Source organism: Maribacter litopenaei (genome assembly GCF_025244665.1).
In the GTDB taxonomy this organism is placed as follows: domain Bacteria; phylum Bacteroidota; class Bacteroidia; order Flavobacteriales; family Flavobacteriaceae; genus Maribacter; species Maribacter litopenaei.
The window spans coordinates 2,673,971-2,690,730 of the sequence record NZ_CP104205.1 but is presented as its reverse complement, the minus strand read 5'-3'; the positions used below and the strand labels follow the sequence as shown (position 1 = coordinate 2,690,730).

Here is a 16,760-nt window from a genome sequence, read left to right as displayed (position 1 = left end):
TAGATAAGCTTAGTACAGTTCCAACGCTTTGGCCTGCTGTAACAAGTCTACCATATTGTCTACATTAAGCTTTTTCATCAAGCGAGCCTTGTAAGTACTTACGGTTTTTTCGTTTAGATTTAAACCTTGGGCAACTTCCTTGTTTCTTTTTCCACTGGCAAGAAGTTTTAAAACTTCTATTTCCCTAGTGGAGAGTTTACGGAAGAATCTTCTTGGTTTCTTGGTTCCTTCGTCAAAGGCCAATCTTTGTGCCAATTCGTTGGTGATAAACATGCTTCCCTCGCTAACTTTTTTAACCGCCGAGATAATGTAATCCACATCGGAAGATTTGGATAGATATCCAAATGCTCCAGCCCTAATAGCACTAAGAGCATAGACATCCTCAGATTGCCCACTGTACATGAGTACTTTAACGTTCGGATATTCTTTTTTGATTTTTCTTAAAGCGGCAATTCCGTTCATTTCTCGGAATGTCCATTTCAAGCATTACAACATCGGGGGTTATATTTTGTAGTTTTTTGAAAAGCTCCTCGGTGGTGGCAACGTCGTCCACCATTTCAAAACCGAGATGCGGAATCCAATACATTCCTAACACCCATACGGATTATAGGATGATTATCCGCAATTAAAACTTTTATCATTATGTTGTTTTTTCAAGATAGTTTAGTCAATTGTCTTTGTAGAAAAAGAGTACATGCAATGTAGGACTAAATAATCTAAATTAGAAGACAAAGATGTACTATTTTTAATTAAACCCCTTAAAAAGCCTCTATTATTCGATTTATTAACTTGATTACTAGGTGAGTGGTTATTTCAAGGATTCTCGGAATGATACAAACGGGGATAGGCTCCATCTTATGCCTGTTCATTGTGTTATATCTTGTGAAAATTGAAAAGACTTCTTTGTCCCTTCCCGTGAAATCATCAACAGTTTTACCCTCGTCTTTCATTCGCATGGCCCATTCTAGCTCAGGATAGGAAGCCCCAATCTGATCTTCGTCAGTACGGTCATCTCCCGCGAGACCATCAGTAGGTGCCGCTTTAATAATTTCTTCATTGATGCCTAATTTTTTGGCTATTTCATATACCTCAGTTTTCAATAGATCAGCGATAGGGCTCAAATCTACACCGCCATCCCCATATTTTGTGTAGAAACCAACACCAAAGTCTTCAACCTTGTTTCCTGTTCCTGCTACCAGATACTTATGTAAGGCCGCAAAATAATAAAGACTGGTCATTCGTAGCCGGGCCCTGGTATTGGCCAAGGACATAAATCTTTCTTCCTCATTTTCTACTTTTGGAAATGCGGCCACAAGACTGTCAAAGACCGGGGTAAGGTTTACAGGTTGCCTATCGACGTTTGGAAAATTACTTTGTAACCAATCTATATGGTTGGAAGCCCTGTCCACTTGATTCAAGGCTTGGTGAATGGGCATTTCCAAACACAAAAGATCCAATCCGGTTTTGGCGCATAGAGTAGAAGTGACAGCTGAGTCTATTCCTCCGGAAACTCCTATTACAAAACCTTTTTGGTTTGCATTCAATGCATATTCCCTGAGCCATTCTACGATATGATCGATAACTTTTTCCGTTTGCATACCCTTATAAAATTTATTTAGATCGATTAACTTTGCTTAAAAATAAGTTGTACTTATTTAAAAATAAAATGTATCCGGAAATACTTGGTATGAAAAAACCCTTTTTTATTGTATTATCAATTTTACTGATTTTTATTGGGTGTAATGACAGCGATAAGATCAAAGAAGAGATTTCAAAAGTTCCACTGGATTTAAAAATAGAGAGATTTGATAGATTATTCGCCGAATCCGGCGAGGATGGACTTCCAAGGTTAAGAAAGATGTATCCATACCTTTTTCCGGCACCGGATAGTGTTTGGATTGCCAAAATGAAGGACTCCCTGCAAATTGAACTGTTTCAACAAGTTGGTAATACCTTTAATAGTTTTGAGGACGAGGAGGAAAGTCTAGTAGATTTATTCAGGCACATAAAATTCTATTTTCCCGAACAAAAGACACCTAAGATCATTACGGTTACCAATGATGTTGACTTTGACAATAGAATTATACTAGCCGATACCTTATTATTTATTGGGTTGGACAATTATTTAGGTGCCCAACATAAATACTATGGCGGTTTTCAACGCTATGTGGCCAAAATATTGGATCGTAAATTTATCGTGAGTGATGTGGCAAGTGCTTTTGCGAAGAAGGTGGTGCCAAGACCAAGAGACCGTTCATACTTGGCACGAATGATTTATTTTGGAAAGGAACTTTATCTTAAGGACAAATTAATGCCCTATGCCAAGGATGAAATCAAAATTGGGTATAGCGAGGATGAAATGGATTGGGCTATGGCAAATGAGGAACCTATTTGGAGAAATTTTGTTGAGAATGAGTACCTCTACAGTACTGAAACCAGGCTGAACCAACGTTTTTTAGACCCGGCACCCTTTTCAAAATTTGGTCTTGAATTGGATAACGAGTCCCCAGGTCGTTTGGGACGATATATAGGTTGGCAGATTGTCAGGGCATTTATGGATAATAACGATGTAGATTTGAAGCAATTATTGACGATGCCCGCCGAAGAAATTTTCAAAAAATCGAATTATAAACCAAGAAGCTAAATGGCAGATTTACATGAGTCCGAAATTACCCTGAAAGTGGGTCTTGATGAAAATAGGGTTCCCGAAAAACTTTCATATCTGCACAGGACGGAGGAATAGACAACGAGGAAGCCAAGGCCATGTTGCTCTCCGTATGGGATAGTAAGAATCAAGAATCCCTAAAAATTGATTTATGGACTAAGGATATGCCAGTTGATGAAATGAAAATTTTCTTTCACCAAACTCTGGTCTCCTTATCGGATACATTCATGAGGGCCACCCAAGATGAAAAAATGACGGCTACAATGAAGGATTTCTGTGATTATTTTGCAGAAAAATTAGAGCTTAAAAAGTAGTATATACTTTTTTTTGGAGTTAACCGCACTATGTTCTTGCCTCAAAATACCCCAAGTTGATGGTCTCTATATAGGTCAACAATTCGTCCCTGCCCATCTTTTTACTGGAGGAAGTAATGAAATGTTGTGGTGCCTCTTCCCATATTCCGCTCAGCAAATGCTGTAGGTATTCGGTAACCTGCCTTTGGATTGCCATTGGCTTTAATTTGTCAGCTTTAGTAAAAACAATAGCAAAGGGAATACCATTTTCTCCCATCCATTGCATAAACTCCATATCAATGGTCTGTGGTTTATGTCGAATGTCAACTAGGATAAATGAGCAAACTAGTTGTTCTCGTTCCAAGAAATAGTTGGTGATGTACTTTTGAAAGGTTTTTTTATCCTTTTTGGAAACCTTGGCATATCCATAACCGGGCAGATCCACCAAAAACCAGTTGTCATTAATTTTAAAATGGTTGATGAGTTGTGTTTTTCCAGGTCGGCCGAGATGTCTTCGCCAAGCTTTTTCGTTCCGTTAACATATTTATTAAGGAAGACTTGCCTACGTTCGACCGTCCAATGAAGGCATATTCGGGTATTGGCTCATTTGGACATTTGGCAACATCCGAATTGCTCATTACAAAGTCTGCCGACTTGATTTTCATGAATTTGCTTTTAGAAATTACGCTCCTGCAGCCACTTCTCCAAAATAGTGTTGAACTCTTCTGGATGTTCCATCATGGGAGCATGTCCGCATTCCTTAATCCAAAATAAATTGGAATCAGGTAAGAGCTCATGAAAGAGTTCCGCAACATCCGGAGGGGTTACTGTGTCGTTTTCCCCCCAAATAATACAAGTTGGAGTTTGCATCGAGGGTAGATCCGTACTCATATTATGCCGTATGGCACTCTTGGCTATGGCTAAGGTTTTTACCAGTTTCATACGGTCATTTACGGTTGCATAAACTTCGTCTACGATTTCTTTTGTAGCAACCTCAGGGTTGTAGAAAACATCCTGTGCCTTCTTTTTGATAAACTCATAGTCACCTCTTTTGGGGTATCCGTCACCCATGGCACTTTCATAAAGCCCTGAGCTTCCCGTAATGACAAGAGCTTTTACCATATCCGGATAGAGCTTTGTGTGAAGGAGTCCTATGTGCCCTCCTAGGGAATTGCCTAAAAGGATAACATCTTTAAGACCTTTATATTCGATGAACTTTTCGAGGTATTTCGCAAAGTTTTTAACATTGGTTTTCAGCATGGGCATGTCATAGATAGGAAGTTCGGGAACCAGCACCTTATATCCTTTTTTTGGGAAATGATCCGTTACACCGTGAAAATTACTTAGGCCGCCCATGAGGCCATGCAGGATAATGATGGGAGTACCTTCTCCTTTTTCAATATACCTGAATTTCCCGTCTTTAATTATTTCGTCCTCCATCTACTAGGGTTCTGATATTTGGGCAAATATAGGTATTTAGATAGAATAGAATACCATCAATCTAACTTCCCAAAACCATTGGTTCTCTCTTTTGTTAAGTCTTTGTTCTTTAATTCCAAATACCTTTTGTGGCGATTTGGAATCAACTTGTGTCAAAATTGAGATAAAAATTCGCTATTTTATTAACAAAGTGGTTTTTTGTGGTAAAATGTGGTAATAATATTTATATATTTGAGTTGTATAAGAAAGGCCAACAATTTTGGAAATCTATTTTTCAGGTGTTTATAACTGTAAGGCAGATGCCAAGGGAAGGGTAATGTTACCCGTGTCCCTCAGGAATCAAATGGCTCCAATGTTGAGTAATGGCTTTTTTATTAAGAAGTCCTACTATGACGAGTGTTTGGAACTATATCCCAAGCATGAGTGGGAATCCGAGGTTAAAAAGCTCAATGAAAGACTTGGGGATAGCAGAAAGGATCGTGAGTTTAAAAGGAAGTTCACGTCCGGGTTAAGGCAGATTGAAATTGATGCTACAGGAAGATTGTTGATACCCAAAGATGTGATCGGCCTCGTGGATATTAAAAAGGAGGTGGTGCTTTCTCCTATGGATAGGCACCTAGAGATTTGGGATAAGGCAACTTACGATGGGGATGTTGAATCGTCTCCGGAGGAAAGAGAGCAATTGGCGTACGAAGTAAAGTATGCAGAAAAGCCTGGAGGGGATGTATCATAATCCCGTATTGCTAAAAGAGTCAATAGACGGATTGGCAATAAAGAAAGATGGTATATATGTCGATGTGACTTTTGGTGGGGGTGGCCATTCAAGTGAAATATTGAAAAGATTAGGAGGTAGCGGAAAGTTGTTCGCCTTTGATCAGGACGAAGATGCACAGGAAAATCGTCTTGAGGATGAAAGATTTGTACTAATAGGTGAGAATTTTAGGTATATCACCCAGTTCTTAAAGTTCTATGGCATAAGGAAGGTGGATGGAATCTTGGCGGATTTTGGGGTTTCTTCACATCAGTTCGACGAGGCGGAGAGAGGGTTTTCTACCCGATTTGATGCAGCACTGGACATGAGAATGAGTAAGCGCAATTCGTTGTCAGCACATGAAGTTGTGAATAGGTATTCCTACGATGAATTAAGAAGGGTGCTTTTTGATTATGGAGACTTGAGAAATGCAAATGCCATGGCAAATACCCTGGTTGCCAAGCGTGAAGAGAAGCCTATAGATACCACGGAGCAGTTAAAAGAATCGTTGAGTAAATTTTTGCCGGAGCACAAGAAGCATAAGATTTTGGCTCAAATCTATCAAGCGATTCGTATTGAGGTGAATCAGGAGATAGCAGTCATTAAGGAGTTTTTGGAGCAAGTGCCGGGACTTTTGAATACTGGGGGGAGATTAAGTGTCATAAGCTACCATTCACTGGAAGACCGATTGGTCAAGAGGTTTATAAGAGCGGGGCAATTTGAAGGGGAGCCTGAAAAAGACTTTTATGGAAACATAGATGTTCCATTGAAAAAGGTAGGCTCGTTAATTGTGCCAAGAAAAGAAGAGATTTTAAATAATAGTAGGGCGAGAAGCGCCAAACTAAGAATCGCGGAACGCATTTAAATACAGTGTGATGAAAGTAAAAAAAGGCATATTGGACATTTTGAAAGGAAAGTTCTTAGTGGATGGTGATTCCCTTAAGAACTGGAGGTTCATCATTTTCACCTCTTTTTTGGCTGCAATCATGATCAGTAGTTCCCATAGTGCGGACAAAAAAGTACATAAGATAGCTGCACTGAACGAAAGTGTAAAAGAGTTGAAAAATGAGTTCGTGGATGCTAGGTCTGATTTGCAAAAATTAAAATTGGAATCCACAATAACCAGTACGGTAGAAGAAAAAGGTCTATATCCCTCGGAAACACCCCCTAAAAAAATAAAGGTCAAATCATTAAAAGCTTCAAACTAATAAATGCCGGTAACTGAAAAATCCATATTGTCCAGATTGTATATCGTAGCGGCATGCTTAGTGGTTTTTGCGGGTGCCGTATTATTTAAATTGGTTTCCATCCAAGTGGTGGACGGGGAGAAATATATGGCCCTGGCCGAAACAAGGACAACAAAAATGTTCACCATTGCACCTAATAGGGGAAATCTCTATTCGGATGACGGAAGTTTGCTGGCCACCTCAGTATCTAAATACAATATACATTTCGATGCAGTTACCGTAAGTGAAAAGGATTTTAAAGAGAATGTAAAGCCTTTGTCCGATGCCCTAGCTAAACTTTTTAACAAAGAATCTTCGCATTATCAGCAAATACTAAGAAAGGCAAGACAGAATCAAAACAGGTATGCTCTAATCGCAAGAAATCTGGATTATTCAGATTATATGGCGGTAAAGAGTTTTCCGCTGTTCAACAAAGGTCCTTTCAAGGGAGGTATCGTAATAGATCAAAACACAAAAAGAGAGCACCCCTTGGGAAAAATAGCGGAAAGAAGTGTGGGCTACGAACGAGTCGACGACAAAGGATACCGTACTAGAGTAGGAATGGAAGGTGCCTTTAGTGAGTATCTCAGTGGTATTGAGGGAAAGAGGTCCAAGGTAAAAATTGCCAAAAATCAATGGAAGCCCATTGGGTATGACAATATTGTTGAGCCGAAGGATGGCTATGATGTGTATTCAACAATCGATATAAACATACAGGATATTGCGCACCATGCACTATTAAAGCAGTTGGAACATTATAAAGCGGATCATGGAACAGTAATCGTCATGGAGACCAAAACGGGAGAGGTGAAGGCCATTTCCAATCTTGGAAGAACTTCTGAAGGAAAATATTATGAGCGACTGAATTATGCCATTGGAGAATCACACGAACCGGGTTCTACCTTTAAGTTAGTGAATTTAGTGGCTGCCTTAGAGGACAAGGTAATCGATACGAGTACCGTAGTGGATACAGAAAAGGGAAGGTGGAAAATCTACAATCACTATGTAAGGGATTCTAAAAATGGTGGGTACGGTGAAATTTCAGTTGCCAAGGCCTTTGAAGTGTCTTCGAATACTGCCTTTGCCAAAATTATCCATAATAACTATAAAGAAAGCCCGGAAAAGTATGTGAACCGACTCATGAGTATGGATATTCATAAAGAATTGGGTCTACCGGTAAAGGGAGAAGGTAAACCTGTTTTGAGATATCCAGGGGATAAGGGATGGTCTCGGACTTTCGTTGGCTCAAATGGCCTATGGCTATGAGGTGGCCATGACTCCTTTGCAAACATTGGCTTTTTACAATGCCATTGCCAATGATGGGGAGTTGATCAAGCCACGGTTGATCAAAGAGGTAAAAGAATGGAACAAAACTGTGAAAAAGTTTGATAAAGAGGTGTTAAACCCATCTATATGTTCCAAAGAAACGGCGAAAAAAGTACAGCAGCTCCTAAAAGATGTGGTAGAGAAGAAACATGGCACAGGCCACGGTCTGTTTTCACCAAATTTCTCCATGGCCGGTAAAACCGGTACATGCCGGAAAAACTATGTAAGTAAAGATCCGGACAAGCTTAAATATATTTCATCCTTTGCAGGGTATTTTCCCGCGGATAACCCAAAATATTCATGCATCGTGGTAATCCATGAGCCGGATAAAAGCGTGGGGTACTATGGTGCGGACGTGTCTCGGCCCTGTTTTCAAATCCGTGGCCCAAAAGATATATGCAACGTCCCCCTTAATAGATGAAGTGGATGTAAAGGAGGTATTGGAAAGCCGATTGGAAGAAGCATATCAGGGATACTATGCCAACATACAAAAGCAGTACAAGGAAGTTCCCAATGTAAGGGGTATGAGTGGTATGGATGCCATTTCCATACTGGAAAATCTAGGATTAGAGGTGGAGGTAAAGGGAAATGGAAAGGTGAAAAGTCAATCAATATCCAAAGGAACCGACCTAAAGAAGGTCAAAAAAATAGTATTGGAACTATCGTGAAGTTGTTAAAGGACATATTGTTTGGGGTACATATTTCCGCAGTCAGTGGCACTACTAACCGTGAGGTGGCTTCGGTATGTTTTGACTCCGAGAAGGTTCTGAAGGGGGATGCTTTTGTTGCTACCCGTGGCACAGTCACAGATGGACATGAGTATATTGCCAATGCAATCGAATTAGGCGCGAGATCAATTGTTTGTGAAGAATTGCCCAAGGTGATGATGGACGGTGTTACGTATGTTGAGGTTGAAAATGGCCAACAAGCCCTGGCCATAATGGCATCCAATTATTATGATACACCTTCCAAAAATCTAAAATTGGTTGGAGTTACTGGAACCAATGGTAAAACAACGGTTTCAAGTCTATTATATCAATTATTTAAGAAGGCAGGCTACAAGGTAGGATTGTTGTCCACTATCAAAATCATGGTCGATGATAAAGAGTATTCAACGAGCCATACTACGCCGGATGCTCGGTCATAAACCGACATCTAAAATTGATGAATGATGCTGGGGTGGAGTATTGTTTCATGGAAGTTAGCTCCCATGGCATACATCAAAAAAGAACGGAAGGGCTTGTGTTTGAAGGTGCCATATTTACCAATCTTTCGCATGACCATTTGGATTATCATAAAACTTTTGCGGAGTACCGTGATACCAAAAAAATATTGTTCGATAATCTTTCAAAAAAGGCTTTTGCCTTGACGAATATCGACGACAAGAACGGTCTTGTAATGCTGCAGAATACAAAGGCAAAAAAGTACACCTATGCATTGAAGAATTATGCCGATTACAGGGCTCAAATTTTGGAAAATCAATTCGATGGGCAATTGTTAAAAATTGATGATAACGAATTGTGGACCAAATTAATCGGTCATTTTAATGCCTATAACATATTGTCCATATATGCGGCAGCCGACTTATTGGGTCTTGAAAAGTTAGAGACCCTTCGTTTGTTGAGCGAATTGGAAAATGTGGACGGTAGATTTCAGTATCATATATCAAAAAATAAAATAACGGCTATAGTTGATTATGCCCATACGCCGGATGCTTTAAAAAATGTGCTTGAGACAATCAACACGTTGAGGACTGGAAATGAAAACGTCATCACCGTTGTGGGGTGTGGTGGCGACAGAGACAGATCTAAGCGTCCGGTAATGGGCAATATCGCTTCGGAAATGAGCAACAAGGCAATTTTTACCTCGGACAATCCAAGGACAGAATCTCCTAGTGCCATTATTTCTGAAATGGAAAGCGGTGTCGAGCCCCAAAACACCAAAAAAATTTTATCCATTGAGAATCGGGAGCAAGCTATTAAGACTGCTTGCCAGTTGGCGGATGCTAATGATATCATTTTAATTGCAGGTAAGGGGCATGAGACCTATCAGGAAACCAATGGTAATCGCATTGATTTCGACGATTTTAGAATAGTAAAGGAAGTATTACAGGCCCTCGATAAATAGGGGCAATAAGAGAATTACAAAGAATTTATGTTAACCTATCTGTTCGAATATTTGGAAAAGCAATACCAACTGCCAGGAGCCAGTTTGTTCCAATTCAGTACTTTTCGTGCAGGTATGGCCATCTTATTCTCCCTAATTATTGCCACAGCCTATGGTAAAAGAATAATCCTATTTCTTCAAAAGCAGCAGGTAGGGGAAACTATTCGCGATTTAGGTTTGGAAGGACAAAAGCAAAAAGCGGGAACCCCAACTATGGGAGGTATTATCATCATTTTGGCTACCCTAATACCCGTACTACTCTTAGCAAGATTGGAAAATATTTACATCATTTTATTGATTTTCACTACGTTATGGATGGGGGTTATCGGTTTTATCGATGATTATATCAAGGTTTTCAAAAAGAACAAAGAAGGTTTAAAGGGAAGGTTCAAAGTGATGGGTCAAGTTGTTTTGGGACTTCGGTAGGTGCAGTACTTTATTTCCATCCGAGAGGTTACCATGCGCGATCATAATAAAACTATAATAACGGAGCAATTTACTGTTGAAGAGGTAAGGGGAGAAGAGATAAAATCTACGATGACAACTGTTCCGTTCTTTAAGAACAATGAATTCGATTACGGAAGTTTTATTGGTTGGATGGGAGAAGGGGCCAAGGAATATGCGTGGATGATCTTTATTCCTATAATCATTTTAATTGTGACGGCTGTTTCGAACGGTGCCAATTTAACAGACGGTATTGACGGTCTTGCTGCAGGGACTTCGGCCATTATAGTATTTACCCTCGGCGTATTCGCCCTGGTTTACGGTAATATCATTTTTTCGGAATATTTGGATATCATGTACATCCCAAGAGTAGGGGAGTTGTTGATATTTATCACCGCCTTTGTTGGGGCTTTGGTAGGATTTTTATGGTACAATACATTTCCCGCACAGGTATTTATGGGAGATACGGGTAGTTTGACTATTGGGGGTGTCATTGCGGTAATTGCTATTATTGTTAGAAAGGAATTATTGATTCCCGTACTCTGTGGAATTTTCTTCGCGGAGTCTATTTCAGTGATGTTGCAGGTGGCTTATTTCAAGTACACCAAAAGAAAATTCGGAGAGGGCAGACGTATTTTTTTAATGTCTCCCTTGCATCACCATTATCAGAAGAAGGGCTATCACGAAAGTAAAATTGTTACCCGGTTTTGGATTGTTGGTATTATGTTGGCCGTCGCTACCATTGTGACATTAAAAGTTAGATAGATGGCATTTTTGGTGGTGCTTGGTGGAGGTGAAAGTGGCGTGGGTACGGCCATTCGGGGAAAAAGGAAGGATTCGAAGTTTTCGTTTCTGACAAAGGAAAAATAAAGAAAAAATATAAAAACGTTCTTGAACATTTTGGGATTGATTGGGAGGAATCAAAGCATACGGAAGATAAAATACTGAAGGCCGATATGGTCATGAAAAGTCCCGGTATTCCGGATACCGTCCCCTTAGTAAAGGAGTTGGTTCGTAAAGGAGTTCCGGTACTATCGGAGATTGAATTTGCCTCCGGATATACAGATGCGACAATCATTGGCATTACAGGTAGTAATGGTAAGACTACCACCACAATGCTTACCTACCACATTTTGAAGAATGGAGGATTGAAAGTAGGTATGGCCGGTAACATTGGGGACAGTTTTGCAAAAATGGTCGCCGAGGAAGACTTCGAGTATTATGTTTTGGAAATCAGCAGTTTTCAGTTGGATGGAATCCAGGATTTTAAACCGCATATTTCCGTACTAACGAATATTACTCCGGACTATCCGGATAGGTACGGGTATAAATTCGAGAACTACATAGCCTCCAAATTCCTAATCACAAAAAACCAGAAGGTGGATGATTATTTCATATATGATGCCGATGATGAAGTAATTGACAAATGGTTAAAGGAACACCCAATCAAATCAAAATTACTGCCTTTTTCCCTGGCAAAATCATTTGGGGAAGGGGCCTATTTAGAAGAAAATAAAATTAAAATAACAACCCAAGAAGACACTATAAAAATGATGACAGACAGCTTAGCACTGGAGGGCCAGCACAATTTGAAGAATACCATGGCAGCTGCTATGGTAGCAAAATTGGTAGGTATCCGAAAAGAAACCATTAGGGAATGTATATCCAATTTCCAAGGCGCTCCGCATCGGTTGGAAAAAGTATTGAAAATACATCATGTACAGTATATCAATGACTCCAAGGCCACCAATGTAAATGCCACGTACTATGCACTTGATAGTGTAAAAACGCCTATGGTATGGATTGTGGGTGGGGTTGATAAGGGGAATGAGTATAAGGAGTTGATGCCTCCGGTTAGGGAAAAAGTGAAGGCTATTGTCTGTTTGGGTGTCGATAATGAAAAAATCAAGGACACTTTTGGAAATGTGGTAGATCTTTTAGTAGAAACCTATGCCATGGAAGAGGCAGTTAAGGTCGCCTACAAAATTGCAGAAAGAGGGGATACGGTATTGTTGTCACCGGCATGTGCAAGCTTTGATCTGTTTGAAAATTATGAGGATCGCGGTAATCAATTCAAGAACTGCGTAAAAAATTTGTAAGGAGTGCGAAACCTATTGCAAAATATTAATGGGGATAAAGCCATTTGGGCCATAGCGGCACTTTTGGCATTGTTCTCCTTTTTACCCGTATATAGCGCCAGTAGTAATTTGGTCTACGTGGTGGGCAATGGCACTACGGTGGGTCATTTGGTTAAGCATGCATTGTTATTGTTTTTAGGTTTCGGTATTATTTATGGGGTACATAAAATACCGACCCATTTTTTTAAGGGACTTTCTTTAATTGCCATGCCCATCGTTATCGTTCTCCTGATTTTTGTTTTAGCACAGGGAACAACAACTGGGGAAACCAATGCCAGTAGATGGATACGATTACCGCTCGTTGGCTTCGGGTTTCAACCTTCCAATTTGGCGGCTGTGGTTTTGATGATTTATGTGGCTAGGTATTTATCCAAGGTACGTGAAGTCAACGTTACCTTTAAGGAAAGTATACTTCCTTTGTGGATACCGGTTTTTTTAGTAGTGGTTTTGATTCTTCCAGCCAACTTCTCAACTGCGGGAATTATTTTTTCCATGGTGTTGATGCTCTGCTTTTTGGGAGGATATCCCATAAAATATTTACTTGGTATCGTTGGAACAGGAATCGCCTGTTTGGCTTTGTTCATTTTGGTGGCCAAGGCGGCACCCGATTTATTTCCTAACAGGGTGGACACCTGGATGAGCAGAATAGATAGTTTTAGCAACCCCGATGATACTGAAGGTACCTATCAGATAGAAAAGGCCAAGATTGCAATAGCCACGGGAGGAGTTATGGGTAAAGGTGCTGGAAAAAGTGTACAGAAGAATTTCCTTCCCCAAAGTTCGTCGGACTTTATCTATGCCATCATCGTAGAGGAATATGGTCTACTGGGCGGATTCGCTCTTATGTTTTTTTATCTGTTTTTGTTGTTCAGAATAGTTGTGGTCGCAAATGGCTGTAATACCATTTTTAGCAAGTTGTTGGTGCTGGGAGTTGGATTGCCCATAGTTTTTCAGGCATTGATCAATATGGCCGTTGCGGTGGAGCTGTTTCCAGTTACAGGACAAAATTTACCATTGATCAGTAGTGGAGGTACTTCTAGTTGGATGACCTGTTTGGCGATTGGCATCATACTAAGTGCTAGCAATAAGAATACAGTCCAGGCCAAGGAAAATGCTGTGGATATAGATGAAAGTAACCCTTTAGAAGTGCTGAGTGGACAACTATAGGTTTATTATTTCCGGGGGTGGAACAGGTGGACATATTTATCCGGCGATTTCAATTGCCGACGAGTTGAAGAGAAGATATCCTGATGCTGAATTCCTTTTTGTAGGGGCCAAGGATAGGATGGAAATGGAGAAAGTTCCCCAAGCGGGATACAAAATAGAAGGATTGTGGATTACAGGGATACAAAGGAAACTAACCCTAAAAAATTTAATGTTTCCATTAAAACTGATTAGTAGTTTGATTAAGGCAGGCAACATAGTTAGCAAGTTTAAGCCCAATGCGGTAGTAGGCACGGGTGGTTTTGCCAGTGGCCCTCTTTTGAAGGTCGCCTCCGGCAGAAATATACCTTGTGTATTGCAGGAGCAAAACTCATTTGCCGGAATAACCAACAAATTACTGAAGGATAAGGTGGCCAAGATTTGTGTGGCTTATGATGGTATGGAGCGTTTTTTTCCAGCTGATAAAATTGTAAAAACGGGTAACCCAGTTAGAGCGGATTTAATTAACATAACAGGGGATAGACAGGAGGCATTACAGTTCTTTGGTTTGGATACCGATAAGAAAACTCTTTTGGTACTTGGTGGAAGTTTGGAGTCCAAGAGGATTAACGCTTTAATTGCGGATAATTTGGAGTTTTTCAAATCCTTGGACCTTCAATTAATCCGGCAATGTGGTAAGGGTTATTTAGAATTATATAGGGATTTGGATTCCAATACCATAAAGGTTCATGCCTTCTTAAATAATATGGCCAAAGCCTATGCAGCTGCAGACATAGTCATTTCCGAGATCCGGGGCAGGTGCGGTTTCGGAGTTATGTTTGGTAGGAAAGCCAACCATTTTTATTCCATCGCCCGTGGTGGCGGAGGACCATCAGACAAAAAACGCACAAGCTTTGGTGGCCGAAGATGCCGCTATCATGATCAAGGAAAGTGAATTGGATGAAACATTCATGAAGAAGTTTTTGTCGGTTTTTGAATCCAAAGAAATTCAGGAAAAACTATCTAAAAATATTAAGGCTTTGGCGCTGCCAAACGCTACAAGGGATATCTGTGATGAAATAGAGAAATTGTTGAATTAGCGAATGGAACTAAAGGATATACATAGGGTTTTCTTTATTGGAATCGGAGGTATAGGTATGTCCGCTTTGGCGCGCTATTTCAAATACATTGGTAAGGAAGTAGCCGGTTATGACAAAACGGAGACCCCCTTGACTACGGATATATCAGATCAGGGTATATCCATTCATTATAAGGATGATTTAGAATTGGTTCCAAAACCATTTTTAAATGCAACCGAAACATTGATAGTCTATACACCCGCGGTAAAAACGACCCACTCTGAATATCAATATTTTCTACAGAACAGATTTACGATAAAAAAACGTTCAGAAGTTTTGGGTCTTATTACTAAAGATTCATTTTGTTTTGCAGTGGCCGGTACTCATGGCAAAACGACTACTTCAAGCATTCGGCTCATTTACTTAAGGAGACTGGTACGCCATTGACGGCATTTACGGGTGGTATTTCAGAGGATTTTAATAGCAATTTCCTATTGGAGGGTACGGACTATTCCGTGGTTGAGGCCGATGAATTTGACCGGTCTTTTTTAAGGTTGTCCCCAAATGTAGCCTGCATAACTTCTATGGATGCTGACCATTTGGACATTTATGGTGATGCTGAGGAATTAAGGAAATCATTTTTGGAGTTTGTGGATCGTATAAAACCAGGGGGTAAATTATTTGTTCGAAAGGGTCTGCCTCTAGAAGGAATAACCTATGGAATTGAGGATGGTTCGGATTATTGTATCCAAAATATAAAGATAGAACATGGTGCCTACATTTTTGATTTGGAAACTCCGGAAGAAACCTATTACGGGGTTAAGTTCAACAAACCGGGAAGACACAACTTACTAAACGGTTTGGTTGCTTTTGCCATGGCGATACAAGCAGGTTCCCCACCGTATCGCCTGGCCAAGGCTTTGGCTTCATTTAAGGGGGTTCAAAGAAGGTTTTCTTATAGAATTAAAAACGAGGAATTTGTTTTAATAGATGATTATGCACATCATCCAACGGAAATTGATGCAGTGCACGAAGCCATTGCCGAAATGCATCCCAATAAAAAGGTACTGGTGGTTTTTCAACCACATTTATATAGTAGAACTAAGGATTTTGGGGATGATTTTGCAAAAAGTCTCTCAAAATTTTCAAGTGTTCTACTATTAGAAATTTATCCAGCTAGAGAAGAGCCAATTGAAGGAATTGATTCGGCATGGCTAATGGGAAAAATGACCAATTCTATAAAAAAAATTGTGGAAAAAGATGAATTGGTATCGGAAATTAAAGCTCAAGATCCGGAGGTGCTTGTAATGATGGGTGCAGGAGATATTGGGTTGGAAATTATGAGAATAAAAAAGGAATTAGAATATGCGCATTAATTGGAATTTTTTGAAAATAGTTGCGCTAGTGTTAGTAATAATGGGGCTTTACGCTTTTTCTAACAATAGAAGTCGCAACAAGAATGTGGTCAGGACCAAGGTAGAATTTGTGGGCGACCAAAATTTGTATATCACTGAGGGAGCGGTTAATAAATTGTTAATACAAAATTATGGGCGCCTCGAAAATGTGGCTAAAGAAAAATTAGTTTTGAATACTATAGAAAAGGCCCTTGAGGCCAATGAAATGGTGAAAAGTGCCCAAGTCTATCTAACTATAGATGGCGAGCTTACGTCTAAAATTGTTCAACGTAAACCAATCGGACGCATTGAGGGGGATTCAAAATTCTATCCGGATGATGAAGGAAAGCGCATGCCGTTTTCGTCCAATTATTCGGCTAGGGTTCCTATTATAACAGGCAACATAACAGGGAAAAGCCTAGAAGATGTGTATAAGATTTTGGAGTTTATAAACAAGGACGATTTTTTGAGAAAAAACGTCATTGGTATTCATGTAAAGGCTGAGGATGATTATCAATTAAAGTTTAGGCTGAACCAATTTGTGGTGAATTTGGGGGATATTGAAAATTTAGAAGCCAAGTTCAGCAATTTTAAAGCCTTTTACGCTAAGGCCAATAAGGATAAGACCTTGGAGGACTTTGCAATAGTAAGTTTGGAATTCAATAACCAGGTAGTGTGCACTAAAATTTAACAAC

The 16,760-nt window shown here is 39.9% G+C and carries 8 protein-coding genes and 9 pseudogenes; 13 read left to right on the top strand and 4 right to left on the bottom strand.

Annotated features, from left to right (window positions below; genetic code table 11):
* Nucleotides 1-9 precede the first annotated feature (9 nt).
* Both NYZ99_RS14535 and nadE read right to left on the bottom strand, forming a co-directional pair.
* Nucleotides 10-641 (bottom strand): annotated as a pseudogene (locus NYZ99_RS14535) (response regulator).
* 117 nt (nt 642-758) lie between these two features.
* Nucleotides 759-1,598, bottom strand: a complete 840-nt coding sequence (nadE, locus tag NYZ99_RS14530; RefSeq protein ID WP_260571925.1) for an NAD(+) synthase — start codon at nt 1,596-1,598, stop codon at nt 759-761.
* Between the two features lie 89 nt (nt 1,599-1,687).
* On the opposite strand from nadE, the gene gldB reads away from it, so the two are divergent.
* Together gldB and gldC are read left to right on the top strand one after the other, a co-directional pair.
* The gene (gene gldB, locus NYZ99_RS14525) at nt 1,688-2,644 is read left to right on the top strand and encodes a gliding motility lipoprotein GldB (protein WP_260571923.1); all 957 of its coding nucleotides are present in this window, start codon (nt 1,688-1,690) and stop codon (nt 2,642-2,644) included.
* Nucleotides 2,645-2,979: pseudogene (gene gldC / locus NYZ99_RS14520) on the top strand (gliding motility protein GldC). It begins immediately after the preceding gene.
* 28 nt (nt 2,980-3,007) lie between these two features.
* Here the strand turns inward: gldC and yihA are convergent.
* Together yihA and NYZ99_RS14510 are read right to left on the bottom strand one after the other, a co-directional pair.
* A pseudogene (gene yihA / locus NYZ99_RS14515) lies at nt 3,008-3,623 on the bottom strand (ribosome biogenesis GTP-binding protein YihA/YsxC).
* 10 nt (nt 3,624-3,633) lie between these two features.
* On the bottom strand, nt 3,634-4,398 hold the full coding sequence (locus tag NYZ99_RS14510; protein ID WP_260571920.1) for an alpha/beta fold hydrolase: 765 nt from the start codon (nt 4,396-4,398) through the stop codon (nt 3,634-3,636).
* A 259-nt stretch (nt 4,399-4,657) separates the two neighbouring features.
* On the opposite strand from NYZ99_RS14510, the gene NYZ99_RS14505 reads away from it, so the two are divergent.
* From NYZ99_RS14505 to NYZ99_RS14455, 11 genes and pseudogenes are all read left to right on the top strand, one after another.
* Entirely contained in the window at nt 4,658-5,131 is a 474-nt protein-coding gene (locus tag NYZ99_RS14505) for a division/cell wall cluster transcriptional repressor MraZ (protein WP_260571917.1), read from the top strand.
* Nucleotides 5,100-6,014: a 16S rRNA (cytosine(1402)-N(4))-methyltransferase RsmH gene (gene rsmH / locus NYZ99_RS14500; protein ID WP_260571915.1), complete on the top strand. Its 915-nt coding sequence runs from the start codon at nt 5,100-5,102 to the stop codon at nt 6,012-6,014. Before NYZ99_RS14505 ends, rsmH begins: the two co-directional genes overlap by 32 nt.
* A gap of 10 nt (nt 6,015-6,024) precedes the next feature.
* Complete coding sequence (locus tag NYZ99_RS14495) at nt 6,025-6,357, top strand: FtsL-like putative cell division protein (RefSeq protein WP_138259336.1); 333 nt, start codon at nt 6,025-6,027, stop codon at nt 6,355-6,357.
* A 3-nt stretch (nt 6,358-6,360) separates the two neighbouring features.
* Nucleotides 6,361-8,369 (top strand): annotated as a pseudogene (locus tag NYZ99_RS14490) (penicillin-binding protein).
* Nucleotides 8,366-9,828, top strand: a pseudogene (locus tag NYZ99_RS14485) (UDP-N-acetylmuramoyl-L-alanyl-D-glutamate--2,6-diaminopimelate ligase). The pseudogenes NYZ99_RS14490 and NYZ99_RS14485 overlap by 4 nt, the downstream one beginning before the upstream one ends.
* 27 nt (nt 9,829-9,855) lie before the next feature.
* Nucleotides 9,856-11,076 (top strand): annotated as a pseudogene (gene mraY / locus NYZ99_RS14480) (phospho-N-acetylmuramoyl-pentapeptide-transferase).
* Nucleotides 11,077-12,410, top strand: a pseudogene (gene murD, locus NYZ99_RS14475) (UDP-N-acetylmuramoyl-L-alanine--D-glutamate ligase).
* A gap of 3 nt (nt 12,411-12,413) precedes the next feature.
* On the top strand, nt 12,414-13,616 hold the full coding sequence (locus tag NYZ99_RS14470) for an FtsW/RodA/SpoVE family cell cycle protein (RefSeq protein ID WP_260571911.1): 1,203 nt from the start codon (nt 12,414-12,416) through the stop codon (nt 13,614-13,616).
* Nucleotides 13,603-14,692: pseudogene (gene murG / locus NYZ99_RS14465) on the top strand (undecaprenyldiphospho-muramoylpentapeptide beta-N-acetylglucosaminyltransferase). Before NYZ99_RS14470 ends, murG begins: the two are co-directional and overlap by 14 nt.
* Nucleotides 14,693-14,695: 3 nt before the next feature.
* Nucleotides 14,696-16,047 (top strand): annotated as a pseudogene (gene murC, locus NYZ99_RS14460) (UDP-N-acetylmuramate--L-alanine ligase).
* A gap of 28 nt (nt 16,048-16,075) precedes the next feature.
* The gene (locus NYZ99_RS14455; RefSeq protein ID WP_338039037.1) at nt 16,076-16,756 is read left to right on the top strand and encodes a cell division protein FtsQ/DivIB; all 681 of its coding nucleotides are present in this window, start codon (nt 16,076-16,078) and stop codon (nt 16,754-16,756) included.
* Nucleotides 16,757-16,760: the final 4 nt, after the last annotated feature.